This window comes from uncultured Sphingomonas sp. (assembly GCF_964243315.1).
Classification (GTDB): domain Bacteria; phylum Pseudomonadota; class Alphaproteobacteria; order Sphingomonadales; family Sphingomonadaceae; genus Sphingomonas.
In genome coordinates this window covers 18,685-37,578 of record NZ_CAXTEM010000014.1, presented here as the reverse complement: position 1 = coordinate 37,578, position 18,894 = coordinate 18,685, and the positions used below count along the sequence as shown (strand labels likewise).

At 65.9% G+C, this 18,894-nt stretch carries 16 protein-coding genes and 1 tRNA gene; 5 read left to right on the top strand and 12 right to left on the bottom strand.

Going from position 1 to position 18,894, the window contains the following annotated elements; all coding sequences use genetic code 11:
- Window positions 1–95: 95 nt before the first annotated feature.
- From ACFE77_RS06730 to ACFE77_RS06685, 10 genes are all read right to left on the bottom strand, one after another.
- Window positions 96–1,733, bottom strand: coding sequence for an ATP-binding protein (locus ACFE77_RS06730; protein WP_375420861.1), 1,638 nt, complete (start codon window positions 1,731–1,733; stop codon window positions 96–98).
- Window positions 1,734–1,830: 97 nt separating this feature from the next.
- Window positions 1,831–2,529: a PilZ domain-containing protein gene (locus tag ACFE77_RS06725; RefSeq protein WP_375420860.1), complete on the bottom strand. Its 699-nt coding sequence runs from the start codon at window positions 2,527–2,529 to the stop codon at window positions 1,831–1,833.
- A gap of 58 nt (window positions 2,530–2,587) precedes the next feature.
- Window positions 2,588–3,373 carry a PP2C family protein-serine/threonine phosphatase gene (locus tag ACFE77_RS06720; protein WP_375420859.1) on the bottom strand — a complete coding sequence of 262 codons (786 nt, stop codon included), beginning with the start codon at window positions 3,371–3,373 and terminating at the stop codon, window positions 2,588–2,590.
- Window positions 3,370–4,380 carry a type VI secretion system-associated FHA domain protein gene (locus ACFE77_RS06715; protein ID WP_375420858.1) on the bottom strand — a complete coding sequence of 337 codons (1,011 nt, stop codon included), beginning with the start codon at window positions 4,378–4,380 and terminating at the stop codon, window positions 3,370–3,372. The genes ACFE77_RS06720 and ACFE77_RS06715 overlap by 4 nt, the downstream gene beginning before the upstream one ends.
- Before the next feature lie 14 nt (window positions 4,381–4,394).
- Complete coding sequence (locus ACFE77_RS06710; RefSeq protein ID WP_375420857.1) at window positions 4,395–6,071, bottom strand: protein kinase; 1,677 nt, start codon at window positions 6,069–6,071, stop codon at window positions 4,395–4,397.
- On the bottom strand, window positions 6,068–6,823 hold the full coding sequence (locus ACFE77_RS06705; protein ID WP_375420856.1) for a LysM peptidoglycan-binding domain-containing protein: 756 nt from the start codon (window positions 6,821–6,823) through the stop codon (window positions 6,068–6,070). Before ACFE77_RS06705 ends, ACFE77_RS06710 begins: the two co-directional genes overlap by 4 nt.
- Window positions 6,820–8,388: a putative bifunctional diguanylate cyclase/phosphodiesterase gene (locus ACFE77_RS06700; RefSeq protein ID WP_375420855.1), complete on the bottom strand. Its 1,569-nt coding sequence runs from the start codon at window positions 8,386–8,388 to the stop codon at window positions 6,820–6,822. The genes ACFE77_RS06705 and ACFE77_RS06700 overlap by 4 nt, the downstream gene beginning before the upstream one ends.
- Before the next feature lie 352 nt (window positions 8,389–8,740).
- Window positions 8,741–8,814 (bottom strand) — tRNA-Gly (locus ACFE77_RS06695).
- 286 nt (window positions 8,815–9,100) lie between these two features.
- Window positions 9,101–9,448: an ArsR/SmtB family transcription factor gene (locus ACFE77_RS06690; RefSeq protein ID WP_375420854.1), complete on the bottom strand. Its 348-nt coding sequence runs from the start codon at window positions 9,446–9,448 to the stop codon at window positions 9,101–9,103.
- 1 nt (window position 9,449) lies between these two features.
- Window positions 9,450–9,923 carry an SRPBCC family protein gene (locus ACFE77_RS06685; RefSeq protein ID WP_375420853.1) on the bottom strand — a complete coding sequence of 158 codons (474 nt, stop codon included), beginning with the start codon at window positions 9,921–9,923 and terminating at the stop codon, window positions 9,450–9,452.
- Window positions 9,924–10,470: 547 nt separating this feature from the next.
- Between ACFE77_RS06685 and ACFE77_RS06680 the strand changes: the two genes are divergently transcribed.
- The 3 genes from ACFE77_RS06680 to ACFE77_RS06670 are packed head-to-tail and all read left to right on the top strand — an operon-like array spanning window position 10,471 to window position 13,197.
- Window positions 10,471–10,917: a DUF2231 domain-containing protein gene (locus ACFE77_RS06680; protein WP_375420852.1), complete on the top strand. Its 447-nt coding sequence runs from the start codon at window positions 10,471–10,473 to the stop codon at window positions 10,915–10,917.
- Window positions 10,914–12,281 carry a PQQ-dependent sugar dehydrogenase gene (locus ACFE77_RS06675; RefSeq protein WP_375420851.1) on the top strand — a complete coding sequence of 456 codons (1,368 nt, stop codon included), beginning with the start codon at window positions 10,914–10,916 and terminating at the stop codon, window positions 12,279–12,281. The genes ACFE77_RS06680 and ACFE77_RS06675 overlap by 4 nt, the downstream gene beginning before the upstream one ends.
- 34 nt (window positions 12,282–12,315) lie before the next feature.
- On the top strand, window positions 12,316–13,197 hold the full coding sequence (locus ACFE77_RS06670) for a hypothetical protein (protein ID WP_375420850.1): 882 nt from the start codon (window positions 12,316–12,318) through the stop codon (window positions 13,195–13,197).
- Window positions 13,198–13,358: 161 nt separating this feature from the next.
- Here ACFE77_RS06670 and ACFE77_RS06665 read toward each other — a convergent pair whose 3' ends face one another.
- Window positions 13,359–15,728, bottom strand: a complete 2,370-nt coding sequence (locus ACFE77_RS06665; RefSeq protein WP_375420849.1) for a TonB-dependent receptor — start codon at window positions 15,726–15,728, stop codon at window positions 13,359–13,361.
- A 326-nt stretch (window positions 15,729–16,054) separates the two neighbouring features.
- On the opposite strand from ACFE77_RS06665, the gene ACFE77_RS06660 reads away from it, so the two are divergent.
- Window positions 16,055–17,239 carry a carbohydrate porin gene (locus tag ACFE77_RS06660; protein ID WP_375420848.1) on the top strand — a complete coding sequence of 395 codons (1,185 nt, stop codon included), beginning with the start codon at window positions 16,055–16,057 and terminating at the stop codon, window positions 17,237–17,239.
- Between the two features lie 245 nt (window positions 17,240–17,484).
- On the opposite strand, the gene ACFE77_RS06655 is transcribed toward ACFE77_RS06660, so the two are convergent.
- On the bottom strand, window positions 17,485–17,793 hold the full coding sequence (locus ACFE77_RS06655) for an ArsR/SmtB family transcription factor (protein ID WP_375420883.1): 309 nt from the start codon (window positions 17,791–17,793) through the stop codon (window positions 17,485–17,487).
- A gap of 130 nt (window positions 17,794–17,923) precedes the next feature.
- Between ACFE77_RS06655 and ACFE77_RS06650 the strand changes: the two genes are divergently transcribed.
- Window positions 17,924–18,658, top strand: coding sequence for an SDR family oxidoreductase (locus ACFE77_RS06650; RefSeq protein WP_375420847.1), 735 nt, complete (start codon window positions 17,924–17,926; stop codon window positions 18,656–18,658).
- Window positions 18,659–18,894 lie beyond the last annotated feature (236 nt).

Sequence of the window (18,894 nt, the reverse complement as noted above, 5' to 3'; positions counted from 1 at the left end):
CCTCCCTAGGTAGTTCGTACGTGTGCAACTCGTCGAACCCGGCCGATGTTCCTTCATCGAAACGACTTTGACAACATAGCCGATCCCGTCTTGGGTCAACTTGCGATGACCTCGCGGACCTTGCGCGCAAGCTGGTCGGCGGTGAACGGCTTCTGCAGCAGGTGCACGCCGTGATCGAGCATGCCGCCATGGACGATCGAGTTGCGCGTATAGCCGGTGGTGAACAGCGTCTTCAGCCCGGGTCGCCGGCGGGTCGCTTCCTGCGCCAGCGCCTCGCCGGTCATGCCGGGCATCACCACGTCGGTGAACAGCAAGGCAAGCGACGGCAGCGACTCCAGCAGCGCCAGCGCGCTGTCGCCATCCGCCGCCTCCGCGACCGAATAGCCGAGCTCGCGCAGCGTCTCGACCGAAGTCGCGCGAACTGCGTCCTCGTCCTCGACCACCAGGATCAGTTCGTCCGTCGTTCCGCCGGGCGCGGTTTCGCGCGCTCGCTGCGGTTCCGCCGCATCGGCGGCACCGTGGTGGCGGGGCAGATAGAGGCGGATCGTGGTGCCGTGCGCGGGTTCCGAATAGATGCGCAGATGGCCGCCGGTCTGCTTGGCGAAGCCGTAGATCTGCGACAGTCCGAGCCCGGTACCCTTGCCGACTTCCTTGGTGGTGAAGAACGGTTCGACCGCGCGAGCGACGACCTCGGGCGTCATGCCGCTGCCGGTGTCGGACACCGCGAGCATCACATATTGGCCGGCCGCGAGCCCGTTCTCGTGCGCGACATAGGCGTCGTCGAGATGCGCGTTCTGTGTCTCGAGCGTCAGCTTGCCGCCATCGGGCATCGCGTCGCGCGCATTGATCGACAGGTTGACGATCGCATTCTCGAGCTGGCCGGGATCGACATGCGTCATCCACAACCCGCCCGCCAGGATCGTCTCGATCTGGATCTCCTCGCCCAGCGTCCGGCGGACCATGTCGGTCATGCCGGTCACCAGCCGGTTGACGTCGACCACCGCGGGTTCGAGCGGCTGACGGCGGCCGAAGGCGAGCAACCGCCGCGTCAGCGTCGCGGCGCGCGCGGCGCCTTCGTTGGCACTATCGAGATAGCGGACGATGTCGGCATTGCCGGTGGCGATGCGCCGGCTGGCGAGGCTGAGATTGCCCATGATGATCGACAGCATGTTGTTGAAGTCGTGCGCGATGCCCCCGGTCAATTGCCCGATCGCCTCCAGCCGCTGCATTTGCCGGACCTGCTCTTCCGCGGCGGCCCGGTAGGCGATCTCCCGGGTCAGGCGATCGTTGGCGTCCTTCAGCTCCGTGGTACGCGCGACCACCCGTTCCTCGAGCTCGGCATTGAGCGCTGCGCGGGCGGCGTCGCTGCGCTGCGCGCGGTCGAACGCGCGTGCCATGCCGTCGATCACCGCGACGATCAGCGCCGAGATCGCGGCGAACGCGCCGAGCTTCAGAAATCCGACGGGCCATACCACCGCGAAACTGCGGATCGGCTCGATCAGGAAGTACCAGGCGAAGAGCGTTGACAGGGCCGCGCACACGATCCCGCCGCGCCGCCCGCCAAGCAGCGTCGCCAGAAGTATAGCGGGCGAGAAGGTCAGTAGCGGATAACCGCCGAGCCAGGGATCGAGCGTGACGCGCGCGGTCATCGCGAGACAGGCGAGCGCGATCGAGAGCAGCAGCGACGCGATGGGCCTGCGCCGGCCCATGTCGCTTAAGGCAGCCCAGTTCATGCCTGCACCCCGATCCAGCCTCTCCCCGAATCGGCCCTATCCGGTGTCGTTCGTTCGAGCAAACCGGTTCGGTAGCGCACCGTGATTATGAGCGTGATCAGTCGCTACCGGTACGATCGATCCGTGGCAGGTGGATCAGCTTGTCGGTCGCGAACCGTTCGACCGCGGCGGCATCGATCGGCTCGACGAAGGTCAGGCCCGCATTTCTGCTATCGGACCAGCAGACGGTGGCGCGCACCTGATCGAGCCCGTGCATCGACAGCATGACGTCGAGGCCCGGCGACAACCGTACGTCGGAACTGACCCGGCAACCCGCGCTCGACAGGTCGAAGAGCCGCGCGACGATCGGCTCGCCGCCATCGCGTTCGCGCTGACGTTCGATGACGATGTCCTTCGCCACGCGCCAGCGACGGTCCCCCTCGTCGCGCCGCACTAGCGCGCCGCCGAGCAGGCGTTGCGCGCGCTTGCGCCCTTGGCCGAGCGCGACGATCTGGCGCAGCACCGCCGGGTGCAGCCGCTCGTCGAAACGAATGCCGGTGGCGTTGCTCGACGTCCACGACACGGTACATTCGAACGCCGCGAACCCATCGAGCGTGAGAATCACTGTGGAGGCGTCGCCGAGCCAGTCCGATTGCGCGATCTGGCATCCCGATTCCGACACGTCGTGCAGCATCACCGCGACGCTCGGGCCGTGTCCGACGACGGCGTGCCCGACGAGCTTGATCGCGTGGCGCGGGGCACTGCGGCGATCGTCGTCGTGTTGCGGTTCGGTGCGGCGCTGGGGGTTCGCGGTCATCGCAACATGCTAACCGGCAATGCTTTTCACGCGCCTGCCGAGTATCGTGAATCGATCTTTAGGACATCGTTGCCGCTGCGTCGCCGAGCAGATCGACAAGGATCAACGTGGCATTGTCGCTGCCGTCGCGTTGCAGCGCGTTGGCGAGCAACCGATCGGCACAGGCGTCGATCGCGACCGGCATGGTCGTGAAATCGCGCGGGTGGAGCGAGCGCGAAATGCCGTCGGAGCATAATAGCAGCCGGTCGCCCGTGGCGAGAGTGACTGCCGCGACGTCGATCTCGACGGCGGGCGCGACGCCCAGCGCGCGCGTGACGACATTGGCGCGGGGGTGCCGTTCGGCCGCGTTCTCGGCGAGTACGCCGGCATCGACCAACTCCTGCACCAGACTGTGGTCGCGGGTCAGCCGCTCGGCGATGCCGTTGCGGATGCGGTAAGCGCGGCTGTCGCCCGCCCAGCAGATCGTCGCCCGGAGGCCTAGGACAGTCATTGCGACGATGGTTGCGCCACTCGTGCCCGCGTCGGCGGCGCTCCCCGCATGGATGCGGTCGTTGGCGTCGCGTATCGCGGCGAGCAGGTCGGCCCGCCCGATCGGCGTTGCACGGTCGGCGAGCCGTGCCAGCACCTCGACCGCGGTCGTCGCGGCGGCGGCACCCGCATGGTGCCCGCCCATGCCGTCCGCGATCACCCACAACCCCTGGTCGCCGCGATCGAGCAGCCTGTCTTCGTTGACCGACCGGACCCGGCCGACATGCGTGCGCGCGGCGGAGCGGTAGCGTACCGTCGCTGCCTCAGGCACGGATGCGGCGAACCGCGCCCAGCGCGGCAGGATCGCGCGCCTCACGCCGGATCGCGCATCATCGCCGACTCGGCATCGCCATAGGCCGCGACGAACGCGTGATCGAGCGACCCGGGCGTCGCCTGGTCGAGCTGGCGCACGAGATCGGCATGGCGATCCGCCACGGCGCCCATCTGTAGCGCGCTGCGGCTCTTCAACAGGGTCGCACGGTCGGCGATCGCCGCGTCGAGCGCGGCCGGATCGAAGGTGCCGATCGCGGCGCGCAGGCTGCCCTGCAGTCCGGCAAAGGTCGCGACGAGGTGGCGTTTGACGTCGCGGAACGACGCCTTCAACGCAGCGGGACCCGACAGGAAGCCGGTCGATCCGACCAGCAGCAGGTCGATCGCAAGTCGCTGGGTCGGCGCCCATTTGAACGGATTGTTGTTGCTGCCGCTGATCGTGGTTCGGGTCAGCTGGTAGCGGGTGCGCGCCAGATCGCGCTCCGCCATAAGATCGCCGATGCCGAGCACCATCTGCCGGTAGACCGCGCCGGCGCGACGCATGATCTCCTCGGGCTCCTCTTCGGACAGTTGCGAACAATCTAGCCCGGCGCCTTGGCAGAACGCTTCGAGCAGCGATCCGCCCGACGCGACCGGCGCAGCGGTGGCGTCCGACCAGTCGCTCGGCACCTCGACCGACGAGCCGAGGGGCGGCGTCAGCACCATCGTGCGGCTGGTATCGATCGCGCTGTCGTCGTGCGGCGCCTGGGTCGCGACCATCCTGAACCGGCCGAGCCGCAGCGCGCTCGGCACCGGCAGCTCCACGTCGGTGGCATCGGGGAAGCGCTCGCCGGTGTCGTCGTCGAAGACGCCATTGGCGCCGAGCGACCGCAGCGTCAGCGCGTCGCCGGTCACCGCGAGCTCGCAATGCGCGCGCGACAAGGCGCAATCGGGGTCCGCGATCGCCCAATCCGCGTCGGCGTCGCGACCGATCCGCAGGATGCCCTCGCGGATCAGCCGGACGTCGACCGGGGTCAGCATGTCGTCGGCATCGAACAATTGCAGCATGTACATGGCGGCTGGCTTTCTCAGGCGGCGCGGCGGATCGGGGGAGCGATCTGCGTGGCCTTCATCGAGGCCTCGGTCTTGGCACCGGTGCCGCCGAGATGTGGTTCGACCGCGGCGGCGGCGCGGTTGAAGGCGTCGAACACGCCGCCGAACTCGTCGCGCCGCCGATGCGAGATGCGGAGCGCGAAGTCGCTTTGCGCCGCCTCGTCGAGGGCGAGCCGCAGCCGCGCCAAGGGCCGCGCGACCATCGCCCCGCTGAGGTAACCGACCACCATCACTACGCCCATCACCACCAGCGACAACAGGATCAGCAGCAACCGCGCGTTCGCGATCGCTGCGTCGAGTGCGGTGCGGCGGATAACCAGATCGACCTTGCCGAATTCGGCGCCGGCGTAGCGGATCGGGCGAACGAAGCGCAGCCCGGGTCCCTTGCCCCGATCGGCGGCAGCGGTGACCCCGCCGGCATCGACGTCCATCGGTGCTTCGCCCGATGCGGCGCGATAAGCCCTGCCGATCAGCCGCAGATCGCTGGCGGCGCGGACGATCCCGCCGGTGTCGGCGACGACGAGGTCGCGGATACCCTGGTCGCGCGCGGCGGTGGTGACGAACGCCTGGAGGCTCGTCCAGTCCTGGTCGGCGGGCGCGAGGCCGGCATTGTCGGCGGCGAGCACCGCCGAATTGCCGGTGACGAACGCCGCGATCGAGCTGCCCGACACGATGGCCATATGTTCGAGCGTCAGTCGCTCGCGCGCGAGCATCATCGTCACGCTCGCCGCCAGCGCGGCCGCGGTCAGCGTCACCAGCATCAGCGGCAGCTTGACGCGCAGCGACAGCCCACGCCGCTGCACCGACGCCTCGACGGTGGCGGCGAGCTCCCGTGTCAGCGCCTTCAGCAAGGCGTCGCCGTCCGCGAAGCGCTGGTCGGGCTTCTTGGCGAGCAGCTTGTCGATGATGAAGCGCAGGCCAGGCGGGCAATCCGAGGCGGAGCGGTCGATCGGTTCGACCCGCTCCTGCGCGATCTGGATCGCCAAGGTCGCGAGCCCGACGCCCGGGAACGCCACCTTGCCCGTGATCATCTCGTAGAGGACGACGCCGAGCGAGAACAGGTCGGAGCGCCGGTCCACCGCGATGCCGAGCGCCTGTTCGGGGCTCATATAGCGCGGCGTGCCGATCATCTGCCCGGCCTGGGTCTGCGCCAATTGCTGTTCGCTGCCGCCGGGATCGAGATCGCCGATCCGTGCGACCCCGAAGTCGAGCAGCTTGGCGGTACGGCCATCCGCAGTGAGCAGGATGTTCGACGGCTTGACGTCGCGGTGGACGATGCCGGCACGGTGCGCGTAATCTAGCGCGGACGCGAGCTGCTGCCCGATCGTGAGCACGCGTTCATAGGGGAGACGCCCCTGCGACTGGATCAGCTGATCGAGCGGTTGGCCCTCGACCAGTTCCATCGCGATATAGGCGACGCCGTCCGCCTCGCCGACATCGTAGATCGTCGCGATATTGGGATGGTTGAGCGCCCCCGCGGCGCGCGCTTCGCGCAGGAAGCGTTCGCCGAGTTCGGCATTGCGGCCATATTCGGGCTTGAGCACCTTGATCGCGACGGTGCGGCCGATGCCCGGATCGTGCGCGCGGAACACGTCGGCCATCGCACCTTCGCCGAGGCGCCCTTCGATGCGGTAGCGGCCGAGCATGGTCATCGGCGCGCCTTCACGGTCGCGGCGATCCGCTGCGCGCGGCCGAAATCGCGTGCGATCATCGGGTTGTTCGGATCGAGCTGCGTCGCGCGGCGCAGCAGGTTGGTGGCGCGGGCGACGTCGCCTTGGTTGAGCGCGGCCAGCCCCGCCGCGCGCGCCTGCCGCGCGGCGACGGGATTGGCGGCGGGCTTCGTCGCCACCACCGGCTTTGCCGCAGCCGGTTTCGGCTTGGGCGCGGCGGTGGCTGGAGCGGCGGCACGGGGCTCGCTACGACGCACCGGCTCGACGCGTGGCGGCTCACCCGGTATGCGCAGCGTCTGTCCCGCTGCCAGTGTCGCCGGCACCAAGATGCCGTTGTAGCGCGACAGCTGATAGCCTTTCAGCCGGGTGCCGAGGAAGCGCTCGGCAAGCCCGTTCATCGTGTCGCCCGGCTTGGTCGTATAAGGGTGGCTGACCGGGCCGAGCAGCTGTTTGGGATCGTCGGTGATCGAGTCGCGCAGCACCTGGATCGACGCGTTCATCGGATCGCGCTTCAGCGCGGCGGCGATGCGGCGGCCGGCGTTCTTGGTGTCGCCCGCGTCGAGCAGCCCGATGATGGCGTCGATCTCGCCATCTGCGGTCGCGGCGCGGGGCGGGGCGGGGAGTTGCGCCACGGGCTTGAGCCCACCGCCCGAACAGGCGGCGACCGCGATCGCGAGCGTCAGCGCCGCGAGGCGTGGGGCAAGCCCGACCATGTTTCGGTGCATCACTGTCATGCGGTCAGCCTTTTGGTCAGTCGATCAATGGTGGCGGGCCCATCGACGGCGAGCAGCCGCGCGAGGTTCTCGCCGTTGCGCGCGAACGCGACGAAAGCCGCGCCATCCAGCGGCGGCGCGAAATAATAGCCCTGGAAGTGCGTACAGCCGTGTCGCCGCAGCCATTCATATTCGCCGCGATGCTCGACACCCTCGGCAAGCACCCTGATCCCCAGCCCGCGACCGAGCGCGATGATGCTCTGGCAGATCGCCTGCGAATCCCGGCGGGTGTCGACGTTGGTAATGAATTCGCGATCAATCTTGATCTTGTCGAAGGACAGCGTTCTCAGCGTGCTGAAGCTCGAATAGCCGGTGCCGAAATCGTCGATCGCGATCCGCACGCCCGTTGCGCGCAATTGCTGGAACAGGTGCGCCGCGTGATCGCCATCGCCCATCGCGACGCTCTCGGTCAGTTCCATTTCGAGCGCGTCGGGGCCGAGCGAGTGGCGGGCTAGCGCGCGTTCGACGAGCGCGGGCAGGTCGTCGCGCTGCAACTGGTGCCCCGACACGTTGACCGCGACGCGCAGCCCGGCGAGCCCCTCGCCATGCCAACGACGGGCCTCGCGACACGCGACGTTGAGGATCCACATGCCGACCGGATGGGCCATCCCGCCCGCCTCCATGATCGGCACGAACCGCGACGGCGGTATATTGCCGCGCACCGGGTGGACCCAGCGGATCAGCGCTTCGGCGCCACACACCCGCCCGACCGCAGCGTCGACCAGCGGCTGATAGTGCAACTGCAACTGGTCGCGGGCGATCGCCTGGCGCAGGTCCTGTTCGAGGGCGTAGCGATCGCTCGCCACCGCCGCGGGGTCGATCGTCAGTCCGGCGTCGATCGCAGCGGCGCTCCCGTCGAGCGTCAGCGACGCCAGCGCGCGGGCGAGCAGGTCCTGCGGCGTGCCGCCGTCGTCGATCAGTGCCGCCTGACGAATCCGGATCTCCGGGAGGATCTTGCGGCCGCCTACGACGATCGCGTCGCTCAGCGCGTAGCCGATCACGTCGAGCTCGCCTTGCGCGGCAGCGGTGTCGACATCGGGACCGAACCAGATGGCAAGATTGGCGCGATCGACATGCGCAACCAGTCGTTCGGGCGGCAACATTCGCGCGAACCGATCGACGATCGACAGCAGCACGCCTTCGCCCAACGTCGGATCGAACGCGCACAGCCGATCGAAATCGCCGACACCGACCACCCCGAGCAGCCCATGACGATCGCGCATCATCGCCGAGATCAACGGCTCGCGTGTCGGCAACCCGGTCAGCGAGTGGCGCTGGTCCGCGCGTCGGGCAGGTTCCAGCCGCTGCTCCACCGTCTCGATCCCGCGCGCGAGCCGGTCCGCGACCGACCCGATGCCGATCTGCCCGACGATCTTTTCGAGCCGAGCCGCCAGCGTGCGCGCATGGATCACCTGCCGCCACCAGATCGCACCGATGGCAACCAATGCGACGCTGGCGAGCACCGCCCAGACCCAGGGTCCCGTCGTCAGGTCGATCCGATCGATGTGCGTATGATCTGCACCCATGCAGATCGATTAGCCGAGACTATGATACCGACACGTTAAGGAGACCGCGCTTTTAGCGTGTTCCGGTAGCAACTTAGATCAATGTGAGCGCGGCGGGATGCGGCAGAAAACGGAGCCCGACATACAGAGATGCCGGGCTCCAGGACGCCGATCGCACATGCGATCGACGTGGGCTGCATCGATGGAATGCGGCACACGCGAACCGGTTCCGGCGTGAAAATGGCGTGGGGCTGGCGGTGTCTCGAAACAAGACAGGCGCGGGTGCGCGGGCCATCAGCGGCGTAGAACGGAGCGCTAACCCCAGGCCGCCGGCCAGCATTTTACGTCGAGGTTCGATAGTTGGCGTTGAGGGTGGAGCGGGTGAAGGGAATCGAACCCTCGTCATAAGCTTGGAAGGCTTCTGCTCTACCATTGAGCTACACCCGCAGATCAACGACTTAGCGTGCGTATTGTGCGTGTTTGCACTCGCGTCACGGCTGGATCGTCGAAGCGTCGGTCCCTGGCATAGTCACAGGCTGGAGGTCAACGCGTTTGCGTTTCGACTGACCTTCCCCGGTCGCCGGGATCGCTCTACCCGACAGCGCGCGTCTCGAAGCGGCAGCCCTCACTGAACTCGACCGTCTGCTTACGCAGGGCAATCTTCGTGATCCAAGATTCCTCCAACGGGTGGGCAAGGTTCAAGCGGCTTTCTCTGGTCCTGCCGCCCGACCACTCATCCCTCTTCCCTACGGGCGAGTTGCGCGCCAAGAGCGTCGAGGCGCTTCTCCCAGGTGGATCGGCGGGCATCTAGCCAACGCTGCAGGATCGCAAGTCCGTCCGGATCGAGCTGACAGGAACGGACCCGGCCGAGCTTGCTGCTGGTCACCAGGCCGGCCTTCTCAAGAACGCGGATGTGCTGGCCGATAGCGGTGATGGTGATCCCACAGGTCTCGGCCAAGGTCGTTACCGCGTGCGGACGCGTGCCGAGCATTTCGACAAGGCGCCGCCGCGTCGGATCGCCCAAGGCCTGGAACATCAGGTCGGTCGGATCGGTGCTTGCCGATCGCCGCGGACGGACCACCTTAGCTCGCCAGTGCGAGACCGAGCCGGTCCAGCAGGTCGCGCCAGCCTTGTTCGCGCATCGCTGGACCGTCGGAGCCCTCGAAGAACACGCCTTGGAAAGTGCAGGTGAGGCTGGTTTCTTTCCCTGCCGCGGCGATCTCGATGGTCTCTAGTGCCACCGAGATCGGTCTCCCTTCTAGCGCCATCCGAGAGGACGTGACGATGCGCTGCTGGTCGACGATGTCGTGATAAACTCCCTCGTTGGTCAGCTTTGCGCCGGGAAAGGGCGTACTCGACCCGAACCTGTAGGTCAGGCGCTCTTCACCGCCGACGCGGAAATCACTCTCGTATGCCTCGATCTCGTGTGTGTCGCTTTCGGCGAACCAGCTCCTCTTGAGCATCGGATCGGCGCAAGCCGCGAAGACCTTGGAGGGAGCGGCCGGGTAGCGCCGTTCGATCGTAAAGCTGCCGTGGACGGCGGCGACTGCTGTCATGGTAAGCTCCTCGCTGAAGTATGTACTTCGCCATCTCAATGGAGCCGTCAATAGTCAAGCATAAAATTCACCGACAACCAGCGCTGAGCGTGCCAGAAAGCGCCTGACGGCCGAAACCAGCGCAGTGCCGCCTCCACGCTCCTGTAGGTTAGAAGGAAATAAGGGTGAGCGTTGGTGTCCGGCCCCGCGCAAGCAAGCCTCGCATCCCCCGTAAATGGTCGATGAACGCGCGGAGCGGCGGCGGCACGGGTGTACGGCTGGAGTGATGGAGGAACGGCCCGGAGAAGGGCTGCCACCAGTCCTCGAGCACCGGCTGCAGCAGCGCCCTTCTCCGGAACGGGCGGGGCGCTGTCCTCGGCCATCAGGTCGGATGCTGTTGGGGCAGTGACAAACCGCCAGCGCGACAGGTCGCTGCGTCAGGCGAGGGAGCATCATAGATCAGCCGTGAGAGGGCGAGGGCTAGCTAACATCCTAACATCGTTTCGTTTTGGGAACTGTCGTCGCGACCGCTCGTACTCTCGGCAGCTTCACGGTGAGGATGCAGACGATGGCAAGAAGCGCAGTTCCAACCCCGATGAGGCTGCTCGGACCCAGGGCGCATCCGCTATATGCGGCAGTCTTGCCGATCCCGATCATCTGCTTCGTCGGCGTGCTGATCACAGACTTGGCGTACATCGCCAGCGCCGACATGATGTGGCTCGATTTCTCGTCCTGGCTCCTGCTTGCCGGCCTGATCGGTGGCGGCGTTGCGGGTGCCTTGCTGATCGTCGAGTTGATCCGCGCGCATGATCGGCGGCGGCTCTTGCCTCATTTCCTGTTGCTGCTCGCCGCTTGGGTGGTCGAGGTCTTCAACTCGTTCATCCACGCGCGCGACGGGTGGACCGCCGTCGTGCCGACAGGATTGACGCTTTCGATCGTCGCCGCGTTGCTCGGCCTGCTGGCCGGGTGGTTCTGGCAATCCGCTTACCACCGCACGGCGGAGTTCGTACGATGAACCGTAGCTTGCTCGCCACCCTGTGCCTGCTGTCCCTGGCCGCGTGCGGCAGCGGTCAATCGATCGACGCGAATAGTCAATTCGGCGCCAATCCGCTGCTGCCCGCGCCACACGAGCAACTCGTAGCCGACGTCGGCGTATTCGAGACGGTCGGCTGGCAACGCGGCGAGACCCCGACCGTCCCGGCGGGCTTCCGGATCGCGGCGGTGGCGCAAGCCCTGTCCAACCCGCGCAACGTGCTGGCGTTGCCCAATGGCGACGTCCTGATCGTCGAATCTCGGCACGAGGGCGGCGAGCCGGTCCAGCGGCCGAAGGATCCGATACGGGATTGGATCATGGCGCGCGCGCACTCGCAGACCAAGAGCGGGCAAGCACCACAGGCGAGCAACCGGATCACGCTGGTCCGCGATGCGAATGGCGATGGCAGGCCCGAACTCCGCTCGGTGCTCGTCGATCATCTGAACGCGCCGTTCGGTATCGCGGTGCTGAACGGCTCCCTGTTCGTCGCGAACACCGACGCGATCGTCCGCTATCCGTTCACGCCGGGCGAGACGCGGATAAGCGCACCCGGCACGAAGCTCGTCGATCTGCCCGCAGGATCGATCAACCACCATTGGACCAAGAGCCTGGCGGCGAGCCCGGACGGATCGCGGCTCTACGTCAGCGTCGGTTCGAACAGCAACGCGATGGAGCGCGGGTCGGATGCCGAGCGCGATCGGGCGGCGATCCACGAGGTCGACCCGCGGACCGGACTCATGAAGACATTCGCGACCGGTCTGCGCAATCCGAACGGCCTCACCTTCTATCCGGGATCCAACACCCTGTGGACGGTGGTCAACGAGCGCGACGAGCTCGGACCCAACCTCGTTCCCGATTACATGACGTCGGTTCGTCCGGGCGGCTTCTACGGCTGGCCTTATAGCTATTATGGCCAGCACGTAGATCCGCGCGTGCGCCCCCAGCGTTCCGATCTCGTCGCGCGCGCGATTCGGCCCGACTATGCATTGAGTTCGCATGTCGCGGCGCTCGGACTGACCTTCTACACCGGCGCCAGCTTCCCCAACCGTTTCCGCGGCGGGGCTTTCGTCGGCGAGCACGGTAGCTGGAACCGCACCGATCCGCATGGCTACAAGGTGGCGTTCATCGGCTTCCGTGGCGGGCGCCCGACGGGCATCCCGCAGGACTTCGTGACGGGCTTCTTGAGGGACGGGAAGGCTCACGGTCGGCCCGTGGGGGTCGCGATCGATCGCACCGGCGCGTTGCTGGTCGCGGATGACGTCGGCAACACCCTCTGGCGCGTGAGCTACGCCGGCGATCGCGTGGCCTCGCAGTCACCGCCTGCGACGGGCGGAAGGTCGCTGTAGCGGATCGCGTTGGGCGCATCCCCCGGGAATTGTCATGTCGAGCATCGCGTCACGGAAATTGTTCGCGCTGGCGGTTGCGATGGCGTTGCCCGCAACCGCGAGCGCACAGGAGGTGCCGACGATCGACACGGAGGATGCCTCGCTCGGATCCGCGTCGGTTGGTAGCGGCCGCGTGCATCCGTCCGTGGGACTCAACGTGCGCAACGGCGATTTCGCGCGCGGTAATTACGACGACGATGCGGCAGACCTCGACCGACTGCCGGTGCATCTTCAGCTTGGGTTCGCGGCCGAACTCCACCGGAACGCCGCAGACGAGGCGGACGTGTACCTGGTGTTCAATAGCTCGAACGGCGTCCACGCCCCGGTATCGGCGGAGCGCGCGTCTCCGCGTGCATGGTACGAAAGCAACAACGCCCTCGCGGTCGTCGTAACGCCCGCTGAGAACTTTCAGACGGGCATCGTCTACACGATCAAGACGAGCCCGAACGGTGTCTCCTCTAGCACCCACGAGTTGAGCCTCACCAGCGCACTAGGCGGCGGAGCCGCGCTCGGCTCTTTGTCGCCGACCGCGGTCGTGACCTGGCGACCGAAGGGCGGGCGCGGTCTCTTCACCCAGATCGGCATCGAACCTGCGATCGACCTGACGCGGCAGGACGATGGACCCGCGTTAAGCTTTCCCGCGCTGGCGGGCGTGGGTTGGGACGATTTCTATGACGCGGGCAGCGGCAACGCGCCTTATGGCAGTATCGGTGCGGCCTATTCGCATCCGATCGAGATGGCAGGCGCCAAATGGCAGTTCCGCGCCGAAGCGCTCGCCGTCGTGCGCAGCGACAGGCTGCGGCGCCTCGGCGGTCCGGATGCCGAGCACGGCACGGTGGTGCCGTTGGCGACCATCAGCCTCCGGATCGCCTACTGACCGCTCGAGCGGAATGCCGCCTCGGGGCGGTGGCATCGGAGTAGCGATCATCGCTGATGCTCGACGCGGATCGTGGGCGGTATGCTTGGCGACTGCGTACCGGGTGCAACGCACATCGGCTGCAATCAACCAAGCTACCTACCTGCACCGCCCTCGCGCGATCAGCGGGTTCGGGCGCTGAACGACACACCGATCACCCGCGGCTCGTTGAACACCGCCGCCATGTAATTCTCGATCACACCCTTCAGGTTCTTCTGGTTGGTGATGTTGCGGCCGAAGAGAGCCAGCTCGTAGCGATCGTCGGGCGTGACGTAGCCGAGTTTCACGCCGGCCTCATAGTTGCCGTTCGCGGCGAACTCCTTGGTGCGGTACAGCACGAATTGCGTATAGCCCTGGATGTTGAAGTCGCCCGCGACGAACGCCTTGCCGCCGTTCCCCAGCGGCTGATCATAACGCGCGGTCAGATCGATGTTGTATTCCGGTGCGTTCGGCAGCGGCTCGCCGTTGATCTGCGCGAAGGTGTTCGCCCCGACCTTGATGGTCGGGTTCTCGACGGTGCACACGACGAGACCGTTGAGAGCGCAGACCTGCGCATAGACGCGAGGGTCCTTGATCTCGCTATGCAGCAGCGAGAGACCGGCGCCGAGCGCCAAGTTGGACACCGGCCGCCAGTCGATCTCCGCCTCCAGGCCATAGGCGCGCGCCTTGTCGGCGTTGAACAGGACGCCATTGCCATTCACGTCGTTGCCGTTCAGCTGGATGTCCTTCACCGTGTAGGTGAACGCGCTGGCGTTGAAGCGGAGCGTATTGTCGAACAGCTGCGATTTGAAGCCGGCCTCCCAGCTGACGTTGGTCTCGGACTCCGCGGTCGTGAAATCGGAATTGAATACCGCGGAACGGCCCTGGATCGTCGGCCCGCGAAAGCCGCGCGCAACGCGAGCGTAGAGGTTGACCGAAGGCGCTGCTTCATAGAGCGCGGACACGTCCCAGCTTGGCTGGGTGTCCGACAGCGACACGTCGGTACGGCCGCGATAGGTAACCGCGCCCGCGGCGGTGTCGGCCGTCTTGATCAGCCGGGTCCGCTTGTTGTCCTCGGTGACGCGGCCGCCCGCCGTCAGCGTCAACGCCGGGGTAAACCGATAGCTCGCCTGACCGAACACGGCGTAGCTGGTGTTCACGTTGCGCAGCCGCACCCAATTGTTCGGATTGCGTGCGGCGGTGTTCAGGAAGAAGGCGCGCTGGTAGAAATCAGTGGTGTCGCGGCTGTCGAACAGGAAGCCGCCGAACTGCCACTTGAAATCGGTGTCGCCGTTCGATGCGACGCGCAGCTCCTGCGTCCATTGATCGAGATCGCGCAAATTCCCCTGGCTCTCGCCGAACCCGTTGGGCACGCCGTTGACCGGGAAGTTCGCCGCCGCGCCGCCATCGGTGTCGCCGCGGCTATACCCATGTGCGGTCTCGTACGCGGTGATCGACGTGATCGTTGCGAGGTCCAGATCATAGGCGACGTGCGCGGACCCACCATAGCTCTTGTACCGCTGCGGGTTGTTCTGTGCCTCGTCATAGGCAACCCGGCTACGCGGTTCCGCAGAGACGTCGTTGGAGCCCTTCTGCAGCGCCGCGCGGTGGAACAGGGTCGAGGTGCCATCATAGTCCCGCGCCCGCCCCGACAGCAGGATCGACAGTCGATCGACCGGCGTCGCAAGAAGCTGAAGGCGCACGTCACGCTCGTCGAAGCCGCCCATGGCGTTCTTCTTGGGCGTCACGGTGCCATCGGCGCTCGTGCCCGCGAAGACATTGTCGACCCAATCGTCGCGATGCTGGTACAAGGCGGACACGCGGAAGGCGAGCTTGTCGGCGACGATCGGTCCGCCGACACCGCCGTCGAAGGTGACGGTGTTGAAGCTGCCGAAGGATCCGGCGGCACGCGCCTCGAACGTCTGGCTCGGCCGGATCGTGTCGAACTTGATGATGCCGGCGGTCGTGTTGCGGCCGAACAACGAGCCCTGCGGGCCGCGCAGAACTTCGGTCTGAGCGACGTCGAACACCGGGTTCGACTTCAGCACCACATGTTCGAGCACGACATCGTCCTGCACGATCGACACCGGCTGCGATGCGCCGAGATAGAAGTCGATGTTACCGAGGCCGCGGATGTAGAAGCGCGGGAAGATCCGGCCGGTCGTGGTTTCGACGTACAGCCCGGGGACACGGCCCGAGAGCGCCAGGATGTCGTCCCCGCCTGCCTGGAAGGTACGGAGGTCTTCGCCGCGAATTGCCGAAACGGACAGCGGCACACGCTGGATGTTCTCCGATCGACGCTCGGCGGTGACGACGATGTCGCCGAGGCCGTTCTCGTCCGCGGCGGCCAATTGAGCACCGCTGATGCCCTGATCGGACGAGGCCGCAGCGGTGGTCGGCGCCGCGGCTGCCGGATCGGTCGAGGGTGTCGTGTCCTGCGCCCCGACGGGGGCAGCGACAACAAGAGCGACACTGGCAAGCAGCACGCGACGCGAGACGTTATAGATCACCATGATTCCCCAAATGGCTGGCCGGGCATCCGACATTACTGCGACTCGCAGCATGCGAATTGTTGGCCCTGTTCCAACCTTCAAGGCATAGCCGTTATGCATGAACGGTGACAGAAATGTGACCCACGGCCAGTCGACCGCGGCCTGAGCGGCGCTCGTTACCTCAGGCATGACCGGTCGCACCCCTCCCGATCGTCCTGCTGCCGAGACACCGTGGCTCATCTCCTTTAGCAACGGTCGCGATGTCGCAACCGTCAGACCGATCTGCACCTCTATTCGAAGGGCCGGGGGCCGGCCGCACGAGGCCGTGCAGGCGCAGCAAGCGGGTTTTGTGGATCTGCTTCGGGCTGCTCGCTACCCCGACGGCGGCCCTCGCCCAGGATGAGCGTCCGACCGGCTATCCTCGTTCCGCGAACGAGCGCGCCGGCAAAGCGGTCGAATTCTCGGCGGTTTACACAGCCGAGCTGCGGGCGAATGTCGACGGTGGGATAGAACAGGGCGCGCGGTATCTCGACAACCTGGATCTGCAGGTCGCGGTCGACGCCGAACGGGCGCTCGGTTGGCGAGGCGCACGCCTGTTTGCCTATGCGATCTACAATAATGGCCGATCGCTATCGGAGCTGGTCGGTGACTTTCAGACGATCTCCAACATCGAAACCGGTATACGCGCGGCGCGATTGTTCGAAGCCTGGATAGAACAGGACGTCGGTGGACGAGGGTCGCTGAAGGCTGGGCTCTACAACCTGAATTCCGAATTCGACACCACGCAGAGCGGCGGGCTTTTCTTGCTCTCCTCGCACGGGATCGGGCCTGACTTTTCCCAATCAGGGCGAAGCGGCCCATCGATATTTCCGAAGACCTCGCTGGCGCTGCGCGGTGAGGCCGCACTCGACGGTCATTGGCTCGTGCGGGCGGCAATACTCGATGGGGTGCCGGGCGATCCCGATCATCCCCGAAGAACCGCGATCAAGCTATCCTCGCAAGATGGTGCGCTTCTCGTGGCGGAACTGAACTACTTGCGCGGTGGCACCAAGGCCGGGATCGGAACGTGGGGCTATACCGCCCGGTTCGCCCCCATCACCTCCAGCGACACCCGCCGCGGCAACAAAGGAGTCTACGTCTTTGCCGAGCACCGTCTGACAGGCGGTCGTAGCGATGATGCCGCAGGTCTTGCCGGATGGCTGCGGTTTGGCTTGGCTGATGCGCGGTACAATCCGGTCCATCGCTATTTCGGTGTTGGCCTGGTCTATTCAGGTCTGAGCAAAAGCAGAGGCGGCGACCAGATCGGTCTGTCGTTTGCGGCAGCTGATTTCGGCCGGCGCTACCGCGCCGCGCAGCGCAACGAAGGCGTGGACGCCGGCAAGCGGGAGATCGTGTTCGAAGCGGTCTACAATGCGGTCCTCACGTCGTGGCTAAGTGCACAACCAGACGTGCAATATATAGTAGATCCCGGCGGCGACCGCAGAGTTCGTGACGCAGTCGTCATCGGCGTGCGGCTAAAGATCGGTCGGTGAAAGCCTGCAGCCGTCAGTCTTGAAGCTTTTCTGGCAATGATCCGACAGGGCAGCTCATCCCGCGCAAGGCGCCTCTCTTCCTTGATGTGCTTAGGGACAAACTTCATGAATTTGCATGCAGTTTCCAAGAACTCCGGAGAGGCAATCATGGTATATCGACGCAAGTGAGGTAATTTGGCTCTTCCCAGCCGAAGTCCGCCCACGGTTATACTCCGCTACTTACTACATACTGCACACGCGCATCACTAAGGTTGATGAGCCAGCACCGCGTCGAGCAGACCAGGGAAGCGTTGGTCGAAGTCGCTACGGCGAAGGGTGTTGATCATTTCGCGACCGGATTGTGTCGTCTCGATCAACCCGGCGGCGCGTAACAGCTTCAGATGGTTGGAAAGCGTGCTCTTGGGGATGGAATCACAGGGCGCCGCATCGGTGCAGCTCAGCCGCTCGGTCGCTGCCAGCCGCGCCACCATGCCGAGCCGGTTGGGATCGGCCAGCGCGTGCAGCGCGAGGTCGAGCGGTACGTCCGCAAGCCGGGGATGGGTGAAGCGAGGCATGACGCCGATGTAAGAATGCTTCGTCGATTTCATAGTTCGGCAATACTGAACTATTGGTAAAGCGTCCCATCTGCTGGTCGGCCGACAGCGCACAGTGGCGTGATCGCGGGCAACAATTTGGAGAAATTACATGTCGCTTCAGGGCAAGAAGGCGCTCGTCACCGGCGGATCACGCGGCATCGGCGCGGCGATAGCCAAGCGGCTGGCAGCCGACGGCGCAGCGGTTGCGATCACCTATGCCGGCAACAAGGCGGCGGCGGACGCGACCGTCGCAGCGATCGGAGGCGCTGGCGGCACGGCCTTCGCGTTCCAGGCAGATGCTGCCGACGCTGCTTCGCAGCGGGCTGGCGTCGAGCAGGCGGCCGCAGCGTTAGGCGCGATCGACATCCTGGTACACAATGCCGGCATTGCCGAATTCTCTGCTGTCGCCGAGGACACCGACGATACCTATGATCGCCAGTTCGCCGTCAACGTCAAAGGTTTGCACGTCGGCACCCGCGCCGCCCTGCCTCACATCCGCGACGGCGGACGGATCATCTTGATCGGCAGCGTATCGGGCGAACTCGCCTTTCCAGCGACCGCGGTTTACAGCGCGACGAAGGCCGCGGTTGCAGCATTGGCACGCGGCTGGGCGAAGGATCTCGCATCGCGCAACATCCTGGTCAACACGGTGCAGCCAGGGCCGATCGACACCGATATGAACCCGGCCGACGGCGAGTTCGCGCAGCAAATGATCGGGTTTATTCCTCTCGGCAGGTATGGCAACGTCGAGGAAATCGCGGGCGCGGTCTCGTTCCTCGCCGGGCCTGATGCGAGCTACATCACGGGCACGACGCTCAACATCGATGGCGGCGCGGCGGCCTGACGTAAGCCGGCGGCTCCTTCGCATCGCGGAGGGGCCGCTGTCCTGACGGACTCTATCGATAGCGGCGTCACGTCGGGCCAGGCGGCTTACCGAGCGCTAGCTCTTTAAGAGCGAGGCTTGGGCCTCGACGTTAAATCTTGGCGACAAGACGACCTTGAACGGTCGTTCGCGCTAAGCTTTCTCTCCTCAACACTTGGCTCGGCGTCATCGGTTGCGGCTGCTGCCGAGCATCCTGA

What these genes read in the sequence shown, in the direction of transcription:
- ACFE77_RS06650 (WP_375420847.1), top strand. Translation starts at nt 17,924, where the DNA reads ATGTCGCTTCAGGGCAAGAAGGCGCTCGTCACCGGCGGATCACGCGGC.
- ACFE77_RS06730 (WP_375420861.1), bottom strand. Translation starts at nt 1,733, where the DNA reads ATGAACTGGGCTGCCTTAAGCGACATGGGCCGGCGCAGGCCCATCGCG.
- ACFE77_RS06715 (WP_375420858.1), bottom strand. Translation starts at nt 4,380, where the DNA reads ATGTACATGCTGCAATTGTTCGATGCCGACGACATGCTGACCCCGGTC.
- ACFE77_RS06725 (WP_375420860.1), bottom strand. Translation starts at nt 2,529, where the DNA reads ATGACCGCGAACCCCCAGCGCCGCACCGAACCGCAACACGACGACGAT.
- ACFE77_RS06685 (WP_375420853.1), bottom strand. Translation starts at nt 9,923, where the DNA reads ATGACAGCAGTCGCCGCCGTCCACGGCAGCTTTACGATCGAACGGCGC.
- ACFE77_RS06710 (WP_375420857.1), bottom strand. Translation starts at nt 6,071, where the DNA reads ATGACCATGCTCGGCCGCTACCGCATCGAAGGGCGCCTCGGCGAAGGT.
- ACFE77_RS06680 (WP_375420852.1), top strand. Translation starts at nt 10,471, where the DNA reads ATGGCAAGAAGCGCAGTTCCAACCCCGATGAGGCTGCTCGGACCCAGG.
- ACFE77_RS06705 (WP_375420856.1), bottom strand. Translation starts at nt 6,823, where the DNA reads ATGACAGTGATGCACCGAAACATGGTCGGGCTTGCCCCACGCCTCGCG.
- ACFE77_RS06700 (WP_375420855.1), bottom strand. Translation starts at nt 8,388, where the DNA reads ATGGGTGCAGATCATACGCACATCGATCGGATCGACCTGACGACGGGA.
- ACFE77_RS06670 (WP_375420850.1), top strand. Translation starts at nt 12,316, where the DNA reads ATGTCGAGCATCGCGTCACGGAAATTGTTCGCGCTGGCGGTTGCGATG.
- ACFE77_RS06655 (WP_375420883.1), bottom strand. Translation starts at nt 17,793, where the DNA reads ATGCCTCGCTTCACCCATCCCCGGCTTGCGGACGTACCGCTCGACCTC.
- ACFE77_RS06675 (WP_375420851.1), top strand. Translation starts at nt 10,914, where the DNA reads ATGAACCGTAGCTTGCTCGCCACCCTGTGCCTGCTGTCCCTGGCCGCG.
- ACFE77_RS06665 (WP_375420849.1), bottom strand. Translation starts at nt 15,728, where the DNA reads ATGGTGATCTATAACGTCTCGCGTCGCGTGCTGCTTGCCAGTGTCGCT.